General features: G+C 67.6%; 17 protein-coding genes. 2 read left to right on the forward strand and 15 right to left on the reverse strand.

Annotated features, from left to right (window positions below; genetic code table 11):
• Positions 1-1,160: ATP-binding cassette domain-containing protein (locus tag VFG33_RS21340; RefSeq protein WP_325054677.1), on the forward strand; the 1,160-nt coding region annotated here is incomplete at its 5' end.
• Here the strand turns inward: VFG33_RS21340 and VFG33_RS21345 are convergent.
• The 11 genes from VFG33_RS21345 to VFG33_RS21395 form a co-directional block, all read right to left on the reverse strand.
• Positions 1,143-1,970 (reverse strand): SRPBCC family protein, encoded by an 828-nt coding sequence (locus tag VFG33_RS21345; protein ID WP_325054678.1) that lies wholly within the window; start codon positions 1,968-1,970, stop codon positions 1,143-1,145. The two genes, VFG33_RS21340 and VFG33_RS21345, sit on opposite strands and share 18 nt — an antisense overlap.
• Before the next feature lie 32 nt (positions 1,971-2,002).
• A complete protein-coding gene (locus VFG33_RS21350) occupies positions 2,003-2,956 on the reverse strand; it encodes a winged helix DNA-binding domain-containing protein (protein ID WP_325054679.1) in 954 nt (317 codons plus the stop codon).
• 134 nt (positions 2,957-3,090) lie between these two features.
• Positions 3,091-3,876, reverse strand: coding sequence for an SGNH/GDSL hydrolase family protein (locus VFG33_RS21355; protein WP_325054680.1), 786 nt, complete (start codon positions 3,874-3,876; stop codon positions 3,091-3,093).
• A gap of 142 nt (positions 3,877-4,018) precedes the next feature.
• Positions 4,019-5,065 (reverse strand): mandelate racemase/muconate lactonizing enzyme family protein, encoded by a 1,047-nt coding sequence (locus tag VFG33_RS21360; RefSeq protein ID WP_325054681.1) that lies wholly within the window; start codon positions 5,063-5,065, stop codon positions 4,019-4,021.
• Between the two features lies 1 nt (position 5,066).
• The gene (locus tag VFG33_RS21365; RefSeq protein ID WP_325054682.1) at positions 5,067-6,383 is read right to left on the reverse strand and encodes an ABC transporter substrate-binding protein; all 1,317 of its coding nucleotides are present in this window, start codon (positions 6,381-6,383) and stop codon (positions 5,067-5,069) included.
• A gap of 29 nt (positions 6,384-6,412) precedes the next feature.
• Positions 6,413-7,495, reverse strand: coding sequence for a mandelate racemase/muconate lactonizing enzyme family protein (locus VFG33_RS21370; RefSeq protein ID WP_325054683.1), 1,083 nt, complete (start codon positions 7,493-7,495; stop codon positions 6,413-6,415).
• 11 nt (positions 7,496-7,506) lie between these two features.
• Positions 7,507-8,364: a carbohydrate ABC transporter permease gene (locus tag VFG33_RS21375; RefSeq protein ID WP_325054684.1), complete on the reverse strand. Its 858-nt coding sequence runs from the start codon at positions 8,362-8,364 to the stop codon at positions 7,507-7,509.
• The gene (locus VFG33_RS21380) at positions 8,354-9,307 is read right to left on the reverse strand and encodes a carbohydrate ABC transporter permease (RefSeq protein ID WP_325054685.1); all 954 of its coding nucleotides are present in this window, start codon (positions 9,305-9,307) and stop codon (positions 8,354-8,356) included. The genes VFG33_RS21375 and VFG33_RS21380 overlap by 11 nt, the downstream gene beginning before the upstream one ends.
• A gap of 3 nt (positions 9,308-9,310) precedes the next feature.
• Positions 9,311-10,738, reverse strand: coding sequence for an NAD-dependent succinate-semialdehyde dehydrogenase (locus VFG33_RS21385; RefSeq protein WP_325054686.1), 1,428 nt, complete (start codon positions 10,736-10,738; stop codon positions 9,311-9,313).
• Between the two features lie 24 nt (positions 10,739-10,762).
• A complete protein-coding gene (locus tag VFG33_RS21390; RefSeq protein ID WP_325054687.1) occupies positions 10,763-11,992 on the reverse strand; it encodes an iron-containing alcohol dehydrogenase in 1,230 nt (409 codons plus the stop codon).
• A 32-nt stretch (positions 11,993-12,024) separates the two neighbouring features.
• Positions 12,025-13,044 carry an Ldh family oxidoreductase gene (locus VFG33_RS21395; RefSeq protein WP_325054688.1) on the reverse strand — a complete coding sequence of 340 codons (1,020 nt, stop codon included), beginning with the start codon at positions 13,042-13,044 and terminating at the stop codon, positions 12,025-12,027.
• A 128-nt stretch (positions 13,045-13,172) separates the two neighbouring features.
• Here VFG33_RS21395 and VFG33_RS21400 point away from each other — a divergent pair, with 128 nt between their 5' ends.
• A complete protein-coding gene (locus VFG33_RS21400; RefSeq protein ID WP_325054689.1) occupies positions 13,173-13,901 on the forward strand; it encodes a GntR family transcriptional regulator in 729 nt (242 codons plus the stop codon).
• On the opposite strand, the gene VFG33_RS21405 is transcribed toward VFG33_RS21400, so the two are convergent.
• The 4 genes from VFG33_RS21405 to VFG33_RS21420 form a co-directional block, all read right to left on the reverse strand.
• Positions 13,902-14,672, reverse strand: a complete 771-nt coding sequence (locus VFG33_RS21405; RefSeq protein ID WP_325054690.1) for an energy-coupling factor ABC transporter ATP-binding protein — start codon at positions 14,670-14,672, stop codon at positions 13,902-13,904.
• Entirely contained in the window at positions 14,669-15,436 is a 768-nt protein-coding gene (gene cbiQ, locus VFG33_RS21410; RefSeq protein WP_325054691.1) for a cobalt ECF transporter T component CbiQ, read from the reverse strand. Before cbiQ ends, VFG33_RS21405 begins: the two co-directional genes overlap by 4 nt.
• Positions 15,437-15,443: 7 nt before the next feature.
• Positions 15,444-16,469 (reverse strand): energy-coupling factor ABC transporter permease, encoded by a 1,026-nt coding sequence (locus VFG33_RS21415; protein WP_325054692.1) that lies wholly within the window; start codon positions 16,467-16,469, stop codon positions 15,444-15,446.
• A gap of 54 nt (positions 16,470-16,523) precedes the next feature.
• Positions 16,524-16,821: oxidoreductase dimerization domain-containing protein (locus VFG33_RS21420; RefSeq protein WP_524538143.1), on the reverse strand; the 298-nt coding region annotated here is incomplete at its 5' end.

Below are 16,821 nucleotides of genomic sequence, written 5' to 3' on the forward strand. Positions count from 1 at the left end.
ACGACATCCAGCGGATGAACGAGTTGCTACTGCAGTTGCGGGACAAGGGCAATACCGTCCTGGTGGTCGAACACAAGCCGGAGACGATCCTGATCGCCGATCACGTGGTGGACCTCGGTCCCGGTGCGGGCCTGGCCGGCGGGCGGCTCTGCTACGCGGGCGACCTGAAGGGCCTGAAGAAGTCGGGCACGCTGACCGGCCGCTATCTCGACCACCGGGTGCGTCTGCGAGACGTCGTACGCCGTCCGACCGGGAGCCTGACGATCGAGGGGGCGAATCTCCACAATCTGCAGGATGTCAGCGTCGAGGTCCCACTCGGGGTGCTGACCGTGGTGACCGGGGTCGCCGGGTCGGGCAAGAGTTCGCTCATCCATGGATCGCTGACCGGTCGCGCCGGAGTGATCGTTGCCGGTCAGGAACCGATCCGCGGGTCGCGGCGGAGCAACCCGGCGACGTACACCGGACTGCTGGATCCAATCCGGACCGAGTTCGCCAAGGCCAACAAGGTGAAGGCCGGGCTGTTCAGCGCGAACTCGGTCGGCGCCTGCCAGACCTGCAAGGGCCTCGGGCTGATCTACACGGATCTCGGCATGATGGCCGAGGTCTCGTCGGTGTGCGAGGACTGCAACGGCGCGCGGTTCACCGCGGAAGTGCTGGCCTATCGGCTGCGCGGGAAGAACATCAGCGAAGTACTGCGGATGTCGGTCAACGAGGCCCGGGAGTTCTTCAGCACCGGGCAGGCGCGGGCGATCCTCGACCGGCTGGCCTCGGTCGGGCTCGGCTATCTCGGTCTCGGACAACCGCTGACGACCCTGTCGGGCGGGGAACGGCAACGGCTGAAACTCGCGATCCATATGGGCAAGAACGGGACGATCTACATCCTGGACGAGCCCACGACCGGACTCCATCTCGCCGATGTCGATCAACTGCTGGCGATGCTGGACAAACTGGTCGACGACGGCAACACGGTGATCGTGATCGAGCATCACCAGGCGGTGATGGCGCACGCCGACTGGCTGATCGATCTCGGTCCGGGCGCCGGCCACGACGGCGGCCAGATCGTCTTCACCGGCATCCCGGCCGACCTCGTCGAGAGCAGTGCCTCCCTGACCGCCGAACACCTCCGCCAGTACGTCGCAGCCTCACCGCTGGTTGATTAGGGCGCCAGCCAGCGACTCGATCAGGTCGTGCCAGGCCGCGAGGTACTCCCCCGCCGGTCCAGCCTGGGTGACCACCAGACGGGCTCCACCGTTGCCGTCCCGCAGCGACCAGGCGACCTCGCCCTGCGGTGAGGAATAGGCCAGCCGGGTTGGCTCGGTCAGCTCCTCGACCGGTCCGGGTTCAATGCCCTTGGCAACGAATCCGGCCGGCGGGGTGCTGCCGATCGCGGCCGCCTCGGCTCCGGTCAGGACCGACCAGACGAGCTCCTTCGGACGGATCAGCTGACGTTCGAACCGGATGCTGCCGTCGTCCAGCACCTCGCCCTGATCGAGCCCGTACGCCTTCACGTAGTACTCGTGCAGTTCGGCGTAGTCCTTCTCCGGCACCGCCGAACCACCGAGCACCCGGTCGAGCGCGTCGAAGCAGATCGTCCACCCGGAGGTGAAGCTCGCCGATCCCGGGCGGTCGTCGAACGTGGCAGTCAGGGTGAGGAGGCAACCATCAGCGGTCGGCTCGAGCTCCCACCGAAGGACCTCCACGCCCCACGTGTACTCGAGCAACCGCGGCGGATCGAACGCACGGATCACGCCCGTGTTGTCAGGATCCTCTACGAAGTCGTCTTCGCCGTCGGGGAAGGTGAACGAGATCGGGCCGTCCAGCCGGAGGTCGAGCTCCACCGCGGCCGGGAACCAGCGGGACAGCTCGGACGGTTCGGTCAGCGCCCGCCACACCTTCTCCGCCGGATGCGCCAGCGCACGCTCCATCCGCAACTGGGTCCGGCCGTCGGCAACAGTCAGCGTCTCGTTCATGACCCCATATATACCCGATGCGGCATATACGATCAACCGCGGAACCGAGCGAGGTCCGCGACTTCTTCCGCCAGCCCAGCCGGGTCCGGCCCTGGCTCGAACAGCTCGACCTGGGATTTCTCGTGCTTCCAGGAGCCGATCACCCGGCCCGCCTCGACCACGGCCGGGCGCAGCATGCCGCCGCCCGGATGGATGTGCTTGCGATGCTCCTCGGCCAGCGCATAGCGCCGGTCCTGATAGCCCAGCACATACGGGTCGAACTCCCCGAGCAGCCTGAGATCAGTGCGGCCCGGTAACTCGTCCATCGCCGCCAACGACACCCCGTCGACCACGAACGTGGTCTTCGCGACCGCTTTCAGCGCTGTCCGCGCGACCGGCACCGGCAACCCGGCCCAGGTCGCGAAGTCCTTCTCTGTCGCCGGCCCGTACGCCGTGAGATACCGCCGCGCGAGCTCGTCCGCAGCTCCCTCGGCAGTGAATCGCAAAGCCTGGCCGAGCCAATCCGTCACAGCGACCCAAGTCTCGTCCGCGTCATGCCCCGGGCCGTAGCAGATCCGCCCTAGCAACCCGGCATGCCGGATCAAGGCGTAAACCGCCTGCCCCTTCGGCTCCGGCAACAACCCTTCCTGCACCAGTACTGCGCCGATCGTGGCCCGGCTGGTCGGTCCGTGCTCCAGAAGATGGTTCTCGATCACCACAGTCGCCTGGGCCCGAAGATCCTCGGACAGCCCGAGCTCGCCGTACCGGCGGGTGGTGTCCTTGATGAATTTGGGTCCGAGAAGGCCGAGGAGCCAGCCCGCGTCCTCGGTGGCGACCAGTTGCAGGGTGCCGCGCATGAACCAGCCGCGGAAGACGGAACGATCGATCTCCTGGGCGTGGGACACGTCGGCCCAGGTGGTCGCGGTGGAGCGCGCGCGGACGGCGTACGCCAGGCCTCGCCAGCTCTGGCCCTGGAGACCAGCCGTCCGGCGTACGACGTCGGCCACCCCTCCGGGGCCGGCCTCGGACCCCGGACGATCGAGGCCATTGGCCTGGACCCGGGCTGTCAGAAGCCAGTGGGCAGACCTGTGCGGCACCCCTGCATCACACCACGAACAGGGGCGCCGCGCAGGTCGAGCGATTAGTTGAGGACCGCGCCGACCAGGTTGGCGAAGCTCGCCTGGCCGGTCACATTCGGGTGGTACGACTCGCTGACCGGGTTGGACAGACCGTTGATCCACTCCGGGCTGCCGCAGACCGCGTGCCCGACGAAGGCCGACGTCGGGTTGACGTAGGTGTAACCCGCGGCACCGGCGGCCGCGCTGATCTTGCTGTTGAGCAGGTCGGCGGTCTGGTTCAGGCGCGTCATCTCGGCGGCGCTGAAGAAGGTGCCGGCGTTGCAGTCGGTCCCGTTGAACAGCCGCGGGTAGCCGACCACGATCACCTTCGCGCTCGCGGCCCGGCTGCGGATCGTCGCGTAGAGGCCGTTCAGCCTTCCCGGGATGGTGTTGTTGATGGTTGCCTGCGCGGTGTTGATCGCTCCGTCGCAGTCGCTCAGCCAGGCCGGCTGGGCGCAGGTGGTGATGACGGACGAGAACCCGGCATCGTTGCCACCCACCTGGACCGTGACGAAGTTGACGGCACTGGTGAGCGGGCCAAGCTGGTTGGCTGTCACGTCGGCGACCCGGGCGCCGGAGCAGGCGACCGAGGTCAGGTTGGCGCCGATCCGGGCGGCGTCGAGGTACGGGTAGGACTTGGTCGAGCGCTGGCAGGAGCCGCTCTCCGAGGTGTAGGTCCGGGTGCCGACACCGGAGGCGTAGGAGTCTCCGAGGGCGACGTAGTTGGGTGCCGCCGCGTGGGCGACGGTGGGCGTGAGGATCGCGGTACCGATGACCGCTGCACTGATGAGGCCGGCGACGTACTTCATTGGGCGGACCGCCTTTGCACTGGGAGGGGCGCAAGACAACTGAAAGTCACCATCGCCGACCAGTGAGTAACAAACAAGTCCTCAGTAAGAAATTCACCGCCAGTTGCCGATTCAGGTAGGCCGAGTTCTCCGATCCGGGGGGCTAGTGATTCCAGGACGACAATCCGGGCTCGAGCGGCAACGGGTAGCAGCCGTCCACCAGCTCGACCCGGCTGTCAGCGGGCAACAGCCCGCTCTCGACGTAGATCGTGTTGGGCAGCGCGGCCAGCACGTGGATGTGCGCACCGCCACCGTGGGAGGCGTAGGGCACGCCGAACCCAGCAGCCATCAGGCCGATCTCGAAGCAGTCGGTGAGCCCACCGGCACGCCTCAGGTCCGGCTGGATGACCCCCACGCCGCCACGGGCGATCAGGTCCCGGAACTGCGCCTGCCCGTACCTGTTCTCGCCGGTCGCGATCGGGATGTCGAGTTTCTCGGCCAGCCTGACGTGGCCGTCGGTATCGGCGGCCGGCAACGGCTCCTCGAACCACCGGCAGTCGAGCTCTTCGTAAGCACGGCCCCGGCGCAGCGCCTCGGAGTATCCGAAGGCCTGGTTGGCGTCGACCATCAGCGGGGCATCCGGTCCGATCACCGCCCGGACCGCCTTGATCCGGGCCAGGTCCTCGCTGAGCGGGCCGCCGCCGACCTTCATCTTGACGCCGCGGAAGCCCTGTTCCATCGCCTTGGCCGACACGGTCTCCAGGCCCGTGACGTCCAGCTCGAGCCAGCCCACCATCGCGTACGTCGGGATCGCCGTGCGCTGGGCCCCGAGGAGCTGCCAGACCGGCGCCTCCAGCGACTTGCCGAGCAGGTCCCACAACGCCAGATCGATCGCGGAGATCCCGTACGACGACAGGCCGGCCGTGCCCTGATAGTCAGTGAGCGTCTGCAGCTTCTGCCGGATTCCGCGGATCAGGGTCGGGTCCTCGCCGACGATCGCGGGAGCCAGCTGCTCGGTGACGATCTTGGCCAGCACCGCCGGCGAGCTCGCCACCCGGCCGAAGTACGTGTCGCTGACCCCGCTCACTCCTTCGTCGGTGTCGATGCGGACCCGGGTGCGCCCGTCCCGGTCGAGCAGTTGGATCGCGTCCCGAACGGCGTGCGCCTTCGGCTTCGACACCACCTCGACGCTGATCTCGGTGATCTTCATGTCATCCCTTTCCCGCGAGCACGTCTTCGACCTTCTGTTTGACGCTGCCGAGCGCCGCCGCCGCGGTCTGTTTGCCACCCCAGACGTCGTCCAGCACCGGGCGGTAGATGGTCCGGGCGCGTTCGATGTAGCGGCTGAAGTTCTCGTTCACCGCGTTGTCGAGCGCCAGGGTGACGAGGGCCAGATTGGCCGGGCCCTTGTCGTCGGGCACGAACAACTCCGACGAGCTCTTGCTGACGGGCATGAAGCCCCGTGACTGGGCCAGCAGCTTCGACGCGTCCGCGCCGGCGCAGTACTTCAGGAAGGCCCAGGCCGCGTCGGGATCCTTGGAGGCCTTGGGGATCGCCAGCACCGTCATCGTGTTCACCGTCTTGCGGGCGACCTTCATCGGCGGCGGGAAGATGTCCCACTTCACCTTCGCGTTGCTGCGCAGGTACGGGATGCCACTGGTCAGTCCAAGCAGCATCGCGACCTTGCCGGTGCCCAGCTGGGCGAGCGCCCAGTTCGGCGTCTGCCGGCCGGCCGTGACGGTGGCGAAGTCCGGGTGGACCTTGTGGACGAGTGCGAGGTCGGCGATCCACTGGACCGCCTCAGCGCCCTGTGGCTCCGCGAGGGTGAAGCGGGTGGCGTCCTTGGAGTAGATGCCGTCGCTGCCGTTGTTGACCGGCCACACCGTCTCCAGGGCGGTGTCCGGGAAGATCAGCGCGCCCCACCGCTCACCGTTGGGCTTGGTCAGCTTCTTCGCGGTGTCGAGGAAGTCGTCCCAGGTCCAGCCACTGGCGGCCCAGTCCTTCGGCGGCAGTGCGACGCCTGCTTCCTGGAACGCGTCGACATTGCAGTAGATGACACCAGGGTTGGTCATGATCGGCCAGGCCGCGTGCGCCCCGTCGGACTGCTTGGCGAAGTTGAAGGCGACCGGGAAATAGTCGTCGGGCTTGATCCCGTCCTTGTCGAGGTACGGCTTCAGATCAAGGAGGGACCCCTCCGCGTAGTACCCGGCGACATAGTCGTCGTTGATCCTGATCGCCGTCGGTGCCGCGCCGGACGACAGCACCGTCCTCAGCTTCGTGTCGTAGTCGTCGCCCGGGACCGACTGGATGTCGATCGATTTGCCCGCGCTCTTGGCCCAGTTCTCCGCGACCGTGTAGAGCGGGGTGCCGCTGGTGGTGTCCCAGGTCAGGAAGGAGGCGTTGCCACCGCCGCCTCCCCCGCCGCTGTTGCCGCTGCACGCGGCCAGTGGGATGCCTGCAGCGATCGCGCCGGTCCCCAGGCCGACGGCTTTGAGCACCGACCGCCGGGAAATCTGTTGTGCCGTCATGGTCGTTCCTCTTCTGTCAGGGGTGGACTTCAGTTGGTGCGCAGCTTGGCGATCGCGTCCTCGTTCAGCTCGACGCCCAGCCCGGGGAGTTCCCACGGCGTGATCTCGCCGTTGACCGGGACGAGCGGGTTCTGCCAGATCGGCAGGTCGTCGAGGATCGGGTTGTGCTCGATGTTGTACTCCTGCGGATAGACGCAGGACGGCGTACTGACCCAGAGGTGGGCGTGCGCCGACGTACCGATGGTCTGCTGGGTGTTGTGGACGGTGATCGGCTTGGTGAAGGTGTCGGCGAGCACGGCGATCTTCTTGAACTCCGTGATGCCGCCGCACTTGATGACGTCGGGCTGCAGGATGTCGACCCGGCCCTGCAGGATCAGCTCGCGGAACTGCCAGCTGGTGTACTCCTGCTCCCCCACCGCGATGGGGATGTCGACCGCGTCGGCCAGCCGCCCGTACGCCGCGTAGTCGTGCGCGGCCAGCGGCTCCTCGAAATGCCAGACCCCGAGATCTTCCAGCGCGTGCGCCAGCTTGATCGCGGTGTGCTCGTAGTACGCGTTGTTGACGTCGACCAGGATCGGGAAGTCGTCCCCGACCAGCTCCCGCACCGCCGTGACGGTCGCGATGGTCTGGTCGAAGCCGTCGTCGTGCATCCACGGCGTCGACGAGTGGATCTTGTAGCCGTGGAAGCCCTTCTCCTGGAAGCACTGCGCGCGCTCGGCCTCCTTCTGCGGGCTCATCCCCCGGGCCATCGAGCTGGCGTAGACCTTCATGCTCTGGCGGTACTTCCCGCCGAGCAGTTTGTAGACGGGCAACCCGGCGGCCTTGCCGAGCAGGTCCCACAGGGCGATGTCGATGCCGGCGATGGCGTTCAGCTGCGCACCGCCGGGGCCGAGCTTGAACGGCTTGGTGTACAGCCGTCGCCACAGTCGTTCGATGTCGGTCGCCTCCTCGCCGATGAGCAAGGGCGCGAGCGCGTGCTCGATGACGCTGTGGGTGACGTGGGCGTTCATCGGGCTGACCTCGCCGATGCCGACCAGGCCCTCGTCGGTGTGCACCTTGAGGATGTGCAGCTTGTCGAGCAGGATGATCGATTCGATCCGGGTGATCCGCATGCGGCGTACACCTAACCTTTCAGGCCGGACATCGTGATGCCCTGGACGAAGTACTTCTGCGCGAGCAGGAAAAGCAGCAGCGGCGGCAGGATCGTGAGCGCAGCGGCCGCCATCATGAGATTCGTCTGGGTGAAGTACTCACCCTTGAACAGCGCGAGCGCGATCGGCATCGTCTGCAACCGCGTCGAGTTGAGGAAGATCAGCGGGCCGAACAGGTCGTTCCACGAGCCCATGAAGGTCAGCGCCCCGACTGCGGCCAGGGCCGGTTTCACTTGCGGGAGCATGATCCGCCAGAAGGTGCCGAAGGTGGACGCGCCGTCGAGCTTGGCCGCCTCCTCCAGCTCCATCGGTACCCCGCGGAACGCCTGCCGGAGCAGGAAGGTGCCGAAGACGGGGGTCAGCACGTTCGGGATCCAGAGCGGGTAGTGGGTGTCGATCCAGCCCATCTCGCGGAACAGCATGTACTGGGGGACGAGGTAGACCATGCTCGGGATCATTGCCGTGGACAGCAACAACGCGAAGGCGAGGTTCTTGAACGCGAAGTTCAGCCGGGCGAATCCGTAGCCGGCCAGCGAGGCGAACAGCAGCAGGAAGCTGACATTCAGCGCGGCGAGCTTCACGCTGTTCAGGAAGAACGGCAGCAGCCCGTCCGCAGCCTGGGAGTAGTTGGCCCACTGGACCGTGGAACCGATGAAGGTCGGAGGTGTCTGCAGTACTTCGTTCTCCGGCTTGAGTGACGCACTGACCATCCACAGCAGCGGCATCGCGAAGACCACCGCGAAGAACAGCAACGTCGCGAAGACGACGATCCGGCGCGGCAGGTGCCTCGGGGGCCTGTTCAGCGGGACGCGAAGCGTTTCAGTTGTCATAGTGCACCCAGCGTTTCTCCAGCTTCCACTGGATCGCGGTGACGACGCCGACGATGACGAACAGCACCCAGCCCATCGCCGAGGCATAACCCAGCCGGCCGTGCCCGAAGGCCGCCTCGTAGATGTGGAAGATGAACACCGAGGTGGCGTTGTTCGGGCCACCGGACGTCATCACGTAGATGATTCCGAACACCTGGAACGAGGTGATGAACTGCGTGATGGTCAGGAAGAACAGGCTCGGCGTCAGCAGTGGGAACACCACTGACCAGAACCGCCGCCAGGCCGTCGCGCCGTCCACAGTGGCCGCTTCTGTCAACGACGGATCGATGTTCTGCAGCCCGGCGAGCAGGATCACCATCGGGTAGCCGACGCCCTGCCAGATCGCCACGATGATGACAGCGATCAGCGCGGTCTTCGTGTCCGACAGCCAGGCCGGCCCGTCGATCCCGATCGTCTTCAGCGTCGAGTTGAACAGCCCGTTGTCCGGGTCGTAGAGCCAGAACCAGACGAAGCCGATCGCGACGACGTTGGTCACGACGGGCGAGTAGTACAGGGTCCGGAAGATGCCGATGCCCTTGACCTTCTGGTTGCACAGGACCGCTAGGCCAAGCCCGATCAGGATGGTCAGGAGCACCACGACGACGGTGAAGATCACTGTGTTGCGCAGTGAGGAGTAGAAGGTGTCGTCGGCGGTGAACAACTCGCGATAGTTGCCGAGACCGAGGAACTCGGGCTTGTTCAGTCCGGACCAGTTGGTCAGCGACACCACCAGGGAGGCCGCCACCGGTGCCAGCTGGAAGAACAGCACCCCGAAGATCACCGGTCCGACGAACAGCCAGCCGGCCAGGTTCTGCCGCCTCGGTTTGGCCCTCGGCCGTTTCCGGACGGGTGGTCCGTCCTCGATGGCCGGGGATGTCAGGGTGGGGAGGACCGCGTTGGCCATGGGTCACACCTCGATCCCGATGTACTTCTCCTCGAGGAACTCGAGGATGCCTTCGGAGCTGCCTTCGCGGCCGAGCCCGGACTGCTTCGTCCCCCCGAACGGGGCCGCGGGATCGCTCAGCACGCCCCGGTTGACCGCGACCATGCCGGCGTCGATCCGCTGCGCGACCGCGAGCGCGCGGGCAGGATCGCCGTACACGTAGGCGATCAGGCCGTAGATGGTGTCGTTGGCCATCGCGACCGCCTCGTCGACGTCGGTGAAGCCGACGATCGCGACGACCGGGCCGAAGATCTCGGTCTGGTTGATCACGCTGCCGTGAAGGACGTCGGTGAGCACCGTCGGCGGGTAGAAGGCACCGACCTCTGTCGGCTCGCCGCCCAGGGCAACGGTGGCGCCGGCGTCAACGGCCTGCTCCACCAGCGAGGTCACCTTGTCACGCTCCTCCGGCGACACCAGGGCGCCGAGATCGTTCGACCGGTCCGCGCCCGGACCCATCGTGAGCCCCTTCATCGCCGCCGTGATGCGGGTGCTGAACTCCTCGACCAGCGAGTCGTGCACGTAGAACCGGTTGGCCGCGGTACAGGCGGCTCCGCCGTTGCGCATCTTCGCGACCATCGCGCCCTCGACGGCGGCGGCCAGATCGGCACCGGGCAGCACGATGAACGGCGCGTTGCCCCCGAGTTCCATCGACGAGCTGACCACCTGGTCGGCGGCCTCTCGCAGCAGCACGCGGCCGACCTCGGTCGAGCCGGTGAAGGAGAGCTTGCGTACTGCGGGGTGGTGCAGCATCGCGCTCACCGCGGGACCGGCGGGCACCGGCGTCACCAGGTTGACGACACCAGCCGGGACACCCGCACGGCGCAGTACCTCGACAACGTAGGCGGCGGTGAGCGGAGTCTGGCTGGCCGGCTTCAGCACCACCGAACAGCCGGCCGCCAGCGCCGGTGCGATCTTGCGGGTCGCCATCGCCGCAGGGAAGTTCCAGGGCGTGATCAGCACCGACACCCCGATCGGGTCCCGCCTGACCACGATCGTCTTGTCGCCCGACGGGGAGAGCCGGAAGTCGCCGCCGATCCGGACCGCCTCCTCGGCGAACCAGCGGAAGAACTCGGCAGCGTAGGCGGCCTCGCCGAGCGCGTCGGCGTACGCCTTGCCGTTCTCGGCGACGATGAGGCCGGCGAACTGCTCGCGCTCGGCCGTCAGGATGTCGAAACAGCTTCGGAGGATCTCGGACCGCTGCCTCGGCGGCGTCGCGGCCCAGTCGGCCAACGCGTCGGCTGCGGCGTCGACCGCCGCCAGGCAGTCAGCCTCGGTGGCTGCCGCGAACTGGGCCAGCTCGGAACCATCGGCCGGATCGTGGACCGCGAAACGCCGGCCGTCACTGGCCGGCCGCCACTGACCGTCGATGAACAGATCGTGCGGGGAGGTCATCGCTTGGTTCTCCATTTCGCCCGGTCAGAACGGGTTGCTTCGGTCGCCGAAGTACGCGGCGCGAGTGATCTCGTACAGCGCATCGGCATCCAGCGGACGGGGGTTGTTGTCGACCAGCCGGGCAGACTTCATGCCCATCGACGCGACGTAGGAGAGCTGGTCCTCGGTCAGGCCGAGCTCTTTGAGGGTCGGCGGGATGCCGATCCGGTCGAGCAGGCGATCGATGGCATCGATTCCAGCTAGCGCCTGTACTTCGCCGCCGCCGCTCTCCGGGATGCCGAAGAAGGTCGCGATCTCGGCGAACTCCCGGACCCGGACGGAGGCGTTGTAGCGCATCACGTACGGGAGAAGGGCGCCGACCCCGACACCGTGGGCGGTGTGTGTGAGAGCACCGAGCGGATACTGCAGCGCATGCGCGGCGGCAGTTCCCGCCACTCCCAGCGCATAGCCGCCGGCGTTGGCCGCCAGCATCACGTCGGAGCGTGCCTGCCGATCGTCCGGATGCTCGAACGCCTCGGGCAGCGCGCGGGCCAGCAGGCCGAGACCCCAGCGGGCGTAGGAGTCGCTGATCACGTTCTTGCCGATGAAGACCCGGCCCTCGCCGACCGCCGTGGGCGGCCGCTGGATCGCGGTGAACGACTCCACCAGATGGGAGACCGCGTCGGCGCCGGCACTGGCGGTCAGTCCGGGCGGACAGCTGTAGGTCAGCTCCGGATCGCAGATGGCCACCGACGGAACCAGGTAGGCCGACGAGATCCCTGCCTTCAGCTCCCGGCGGCTGTCGCTGAGCACGCAGACCGGTGTGACCTCAGATCCGGTCCCTCCGGTCGTCGGAACGGCGATGATCGGAAGGACGGGACCCGGTACGGCGTTCTCCCCGTAGTACCGGTCGAGTGGACCGCCGTGGCTGAGCAGCAGCGCGATGGCCTTGCCCAGGTCGAGGCAACTGCCACCACCGATCCCGATCACCACCTCGATCCCGGAATCCTTCATCGCGCTGTAGCAGGCCTCGATGTCAGAGGCCGGAAGTTCGGCGGCGGTGTCCGTCCACACGCTCACCTCTAGCCCGTGGTCCGACAGGTCGGCGATCAGCTCGGCGAATTCGGCCGACGCCGCCAGCCGCTGATCGGTGCAGACAAGAGCCTTACGCCCGTACTCCGCGGCCTGGCGGCCGAGCAACGCTCGCTGGCCGGCTCCGAAGACAACCGTTCGTGGCGAGCGCTGCACACCGAACGAGGCAGGGGTGATCGTCATATTCTGCTGATCCTTGTCGGTCGAGGGCGGGGTCATTCGGCCAGAGCCGCTTCGGGGCGGCTGGTCGCGGCCAGCAGGCCGGTCAGCTCACGCCAAAGGTCGTCGGCGACATCGATGCCGTTGGCAGCCGACTCCTGGTAGCGAGCCCGCGCACCGTCGCCGGGAACCGCGACCGGCTTGGCAGGATCGGCCCGTCTGCTGTCGCGGACCTGGTCGAGGTATTCAGAAGTGCTGTGTGCGCCACCGCTGAGCAGGATGAACAGATCGCCCTTGTTGCTCGGGCGGTCGTCGTCCAGCGTTCCGCCGACGGCCGTCCCGTAGGCGGCGCCGGTGAGGAAGGTGATCATCGCGCCCAGGCCGAGGCCGAGCCCGTACCCCTTCGGCCCGCCGAAGGGCGCGATCGCTCCGGACTTGGCCGCCTCCGGATCAACCGTGGCGTTTCCCTCGGCGTCGAGCGCCCACCCCGGCTCGAGAGGTACGCCGCGGAGCGCGTGGTCGTGGATCTTTCCCATCGAGATCTGCGAGGTCGCCATGTCAAGCACCAGCGGGTACGGCTGCGCGGGAACGCCGAGTGCGAACGGGTTCGTGCCGAGCATCGCCTCGGTACCGCCCCAGGGGTGGACCAGCGCCTCGCTGGTCGTCATCCCCAGGCAGACCAGACCCCGCTCGGCCATCAGGCCGGCGTAGTACCCGAGCATGCCGAGATGGTTGTTGTTCGTGATCGAGCAGACCGCGACGCCATGACGTCCGGCCGCCGGGACGACCGCTTCCAGGGCGCGGCGCGCGACCACCGGTCCCAGACCCTGCTCGCCGTCGACGGACAGGTAGCAAGGGCTGAGCCACTGGTGTTTGCCGGAGTTCGTCGGGCTCGCCGTGCCGTTCGCCAGCCTGCGGAGCAGCCTCGGCAGTCGCAGCAGACCGTGGGACGGCATCCCCTTCGCCTCTGCGACCAGGAGCAGTTCGGCTTGCTGGGTGGCCGCCGGGCCGGGCACACCCGCCGTGATCAGAAGGCGTTCGGTCAGCGATCGGGCCGTTGCGAGGTCAGTGTGCACGTCGACCATCCCAGGGTGGATTTTGCCGATTTTTGGCAGGCTAGATCAGATCCGATACGATTAGCAATGGCCTGTGCATACGAATTCATAGGCACAGGCATTCAACCGCCGACCGACAGGGATGGCTGATGAGCGACCAGAGCACCGAGCGTCCCGAACGCACCCGGATGAGCGACGTCGTCTACGAACAGCTGCAAACACTCCTGCTGGACGGGGTGATCCAGCCCGGCGAGCGGATTCGCGTCGATGTCATCAGCCGTCAACTCGGCGTCTCGCAGACGCCCGTGCGGGAGTCACTGAACCGGCTCGAGGCCGAGGACCTGGTGACGAAGACACATCTGATCGGATATTCCGCGAGCCCCAAGCTGACCCCGGAGCGGTTCGAGGATCTCTTCGAGGCGCGGTTCCTGATCGAGCCGTACTGCTCTGGCCTGGCGGCCGGCCGGCATCAGCGGGTGGAGATCGAGCGGATCGCCGGGATCGCCGGCGAGATGCGGGCCCGCTACCAGGCCGGGATGATGTCGTACGGCGCCTTCGCCCGCAAGGACGCCGAGTTCCACCAGGCCATCATCGGCGCCACCGGGAACAGCTACTTCGCGGAGATCTTCGCCAAGCTGCACTGCCATCTCCAGCTGTTCCGGCTGCTCCGCGACTCCCGGGTGACCGAGGAGGCACTCGAGGAGCACGACCTCCTGGTCACAGCGGTCCGCCGGCGTGACGCCAAGGCCGCGGATGCCGCCATGAACGCCCATCTGACCGCGTCGCGTGGGCGGCTGCGATCGGCTTTCGAGCTGGCCCCTCCGACAGTCGCTGCCACGGCCGCGGCGGCGGCCGACGCGCTCGCCGAGGACTCCTGATCAGCGTTCGGGCCCCGGGACGGACAGTGGGTTGAAGCCGTACGGCAGCTCGAGCCGGTGGGCGGCCATCAGGTCGGCGTCGCCGAGCAGGTCGCGGGTCAGGCCGTCCGCGACGATCCGGCCCTCGTCCATCAGGAGGCTCCGCTCGCACAGTTGCAGCGCGTAGGGCAGGTCGTGGGTGATCATCAGCAGCGTCACGTCGAGGCCGGAGAGGATGTCGGCGAGCTCGCGGCGGCTGGCCGGGTCGAGGTTGCTGGACGGCTCGTCGAGCACGAGGACCTCGGGCCGCATCGCGAGCACCGTGGCGACTGCGACCCGGCGGCGTTGCCCGTACGAGAGGTGGTGCGGCGCGAAGTCCGCATGATCCTGCATGCCGACCTGGACCAGGGCCTCGTGCACCCGCTGCTCCAGTTCGGCGCCGCGGAGTCCGAGGTTCGCCGGACCGAAAGCGACGTCGTCGCGCACGGTCGGCATGAACAACTGGTCGTCCGGGTCCTGGAACACCAGGCCAACCTTGCGGCGGACCTCCGGCAGGTGCTCTCGGTGCAGGTCCGACCCGCCGATCTGGATCCGCCCGCTCCCGGTGCCGCCGGCAACAGAGCCGAGGATCCCGTTGAGGTGCAGCACGAGCGTGGTCTTGCCTGCCCCGTTCGGCCCCAGCAGAGCCACGCGTTCGCCGCGTTGGACAGTGAAGTCGACGCCGAAGAGTGCCTGTCTGCCGTCGGGATAGGCGAAGACCAGCCGTTCGACGTGGATCGATGGACCGCTCACCAGCCGACCACCCTAGCCGCGACCGCGATGGTGACGGCCAGCAGGGAGATCGTCAGGCCTTCCAGCCACTGACCACTGTTCGCCCCGCTCTGGGACAGCAGCGGCATCCGTCCGGTGTAGCCGCGGGACTGCATCGCCAGATGGACTCGCTCACCGCGTTCGAAACTGCGGACGAACAGGGCGCCCACTCCCCCGGCGACAGCCTTCAGATGTCCGGCCCGGCCACCCATGTAGCCGCGGGACTCGCGCGCGATCCGCATCCGGTGCAGGTCGTCGGAGACCACGTTGAGGTAGCGGACCATGAACGACAGGATCGCCACCAGCGTCGACGGCAGCCGCAACCGCTCGAGCCCCGCGAGCAGGTCGCGTGGTCCCGTCGACGCCGACAACAGGATCGCCGCGATCACGCCTAGCGTCCCCTTCGCCAGGACGTTCCAGGAACCGAGCACCCCCGACTCCGACAGCGAGACGCCCAGGAAGTCGATCCGTGGTCCGGTGGCGACAAAGGGCAACAGCAACGCGAACACCACGAACGGGGTCTCCACGGCCAGCCGCTTCAGCACGGTTGTCACCGGCAACTTCGCGAGGAACACACAGCCGCCCAGGAGTACGGCGTACAGGGCGAAGGCCCAGAAGGCGCCGGCCGGGGTGGAGACCACGGCCAGCACGAACAGGAAGAGCGCGACGATCTTCACCTGCGCGGGCAGCCGGTGGACCCGGCTGTCCACCGGCACCAACAGACCGTCGCCGGCGGAGCCGCTCACGGCCGCATCAGGTGGCCTTGTCGGCGCGCGCACGCAGCGAGGCGAGCTTCGCGATCGCCAACCCGACCGCGATGGTCACCAGTACGCCGATGATGCCGGCGAGCGCGCCTGAAACCTGAGTGTTGCCGATCCCGCTGACTCCATAGTCGGCCAGCGGGCTGCCTGCCACCGCCGAGCTCTTCGCGGCGGTCTCGAACCCGAGCTTCGCACCGACGAACTCCAGCCCGTCCGGATGCGCGCTGGCGAACAGGCTGATCACCCCGGCGACGAGCAGGGTGGCGGCGAGTCCGACGCTGAGTGAACGACCAACGGGCTTCGCGGCGATCGGCCGGTCCGGGGACACCGTGGAACTCTTGCCGTCGGCATCGACCAGGACAAGGTCCTTCTGCAGGTGGCGAGCGGCGTACACGAGATCGGGCCGGGTCGCGACGACCGCGCTGAGTACAGCGGCCGTGATGACCGCCTCACCGACCCCGACCAGGATGTGCCAGCCGACCATCGCGGTCGCCAGCTTGCCCAGCGGGATGTCGACCGCGCCGCCGATCGCGTAGAGCCCGGTGAAGGCGAGCGCTGCCACCGGAACAGACACCAGCGCGCCGACCGTGGCCGAGGGGACGACGCTGCCGACCCGCTTGGGCAGCACCTGGAGCAGGGCGCGGGTGACGAAGTACCCGACGAGGACGGTGATCAAGCCCATCAAGGTGATGTTCGTGCCGAGCGCGGTCAGGCCGCCGTCGGCGAACAGGAGGCCCTGCACGAGCAGCACCGTGGACATCACCAGCACGGCGGTCCACGGACCGACCAGGGCAGCCGCGAGCGCACCACCCAGCAGATGACCGCTGGTCCCCGCTCCGACCGGGAAGTTCACCATCTGGACGGCGAAGACGAACGCGGCGGTCAGGCCGGCCAGCGCCGGGCCGGTCTCCCGGATCTCCCGATTGGCCCGCTGCAGGCTGAAGCCGACGGCTCCGGCGGCGATCAGGCCGGTGGCGACGGAAGTGGGCGCGTCGAAGAACCCGTCAGGAACGTGCATGCCGACATTCTCGATCTAGTTGCGACCGGATCGCAACAAGAGCCAGGCAAACACTCAGAGTTGCCTGAGCGCATCCCCGATCGCGCGGTGGAAAGTCGGGTATGCGTAGATCATCTGTTGCAGAGAGTGAACCGGGACGGCCGCGTGTACCGCGACAGCGAGAGCGCTCAGGACCTCGCCGCCCATCGGGCCCGCACTGGTCGCGCCGACCAGGACGCCGCGATCGTTGTCGACGACAAGTTTGATGAAGCCCTCGTTGCCCGCCTTGTGAATCCAGCCGCGCGACGAGGCGGGGATCTGGGTGATCCCGATCTTCACGTCCAGGCCGGCCTCCCGGGCCCGCTGCTCGGTC

The organism is Kribbella sp. (assembly GCF_035687465.1).
Taxonomy (GTDB): domain Bacteria; phylum Actinomycetota; class Actinomycetes; order Propionibacteriales; family Kribbellaceae; genus Kribbella.

What these genes read in the sequence shown, in the direction of transcription:
- VFG33_RS21390 (WP_325054687.1), bottom strand. Translation starts at nt 11,992, where the DNA reads ATGACGATCACCCCTGCCTCGTTCGGTGTGCAGCGCTCGCCACGAACG.
- VFG33_RS21355 (WP_325054680.1), bottom strand. Translation starts at nt 3,876, where the DNA reads ATGAAGTACGTCGCCGGCCTCATCAGTGCAGCGGTCATCGGTACCGCG.
- VFG33_RS21370 (WP_325054683.1), bottom strand. Translation starts at nt 7,495, where the DNA reads ATGCGGATCACCCGGATCGAATCGATCATCCTGCTCGACAAGCTGCAC.
- VFG33_RS21365 (WP_325054682.1), bottom strand. Translation starts at nt 6,383, where the DNA reads ATGACGGCACAACAGATTTCCCGGCGGTCGGTGCTCAAAGCCGTCGGC.
- VFG33_RS21385 (WP_325054686.1), bottom strand. Translation starts at nt 10,738, where the DNA reads ATGACCTCCCCGCACGATCTGTTCATCGACGGTCAGTGGCGGCCGGCC.
- VFG33_RS21380 (WP_325054685.1), bottom strand. Translation starts at nt 9,307, where the DNA reads ATGGCCAACGCGGTCCTCCCCACCCTGACATCCCCGGCCATCGAGGAC.
- VFG33_RS21375 (WP_325054684.1), bottom strand. Translation starts at nt 8,364, where the DNA reads ATGACAACTGAAACGCTTCGCGTCCCGCTGAACAGGCCCCCGAGGCAC.
- VFG33_RS21400 (WP_325054689.1), top strand. Translation starts at nt 13,173, where the DNA reads ATGAGCGACCAGAGCACCGAGCGTCCCGAACGCACCCGGATGAGCGAC.
- VFG33_RS21345 (WP_325054678.1), bottom strand. Translation starts at nt 1,970, where the DNA reads ATGAACGAGACGCTGACTGTTGCCGACGGCCGGACCCAGTTGCGGATG.
- VFG33_RS21360 (WP_325054681.1), bottom strand. Translation starts at nt 5,065, where the DNA reads ATGAAGATCACCGAGATCAGCGTCGAGGTGGTGTCGAAGCCGAAGGCG.
- VFG33_RS21415 (WP_325054692.1), bottom strand. Translation starts at nt 16,469, where the DNA reads ATGCACGTTCCTGACGGGTTCTTCGACGCGCCCACTTCCGTCGCCACC.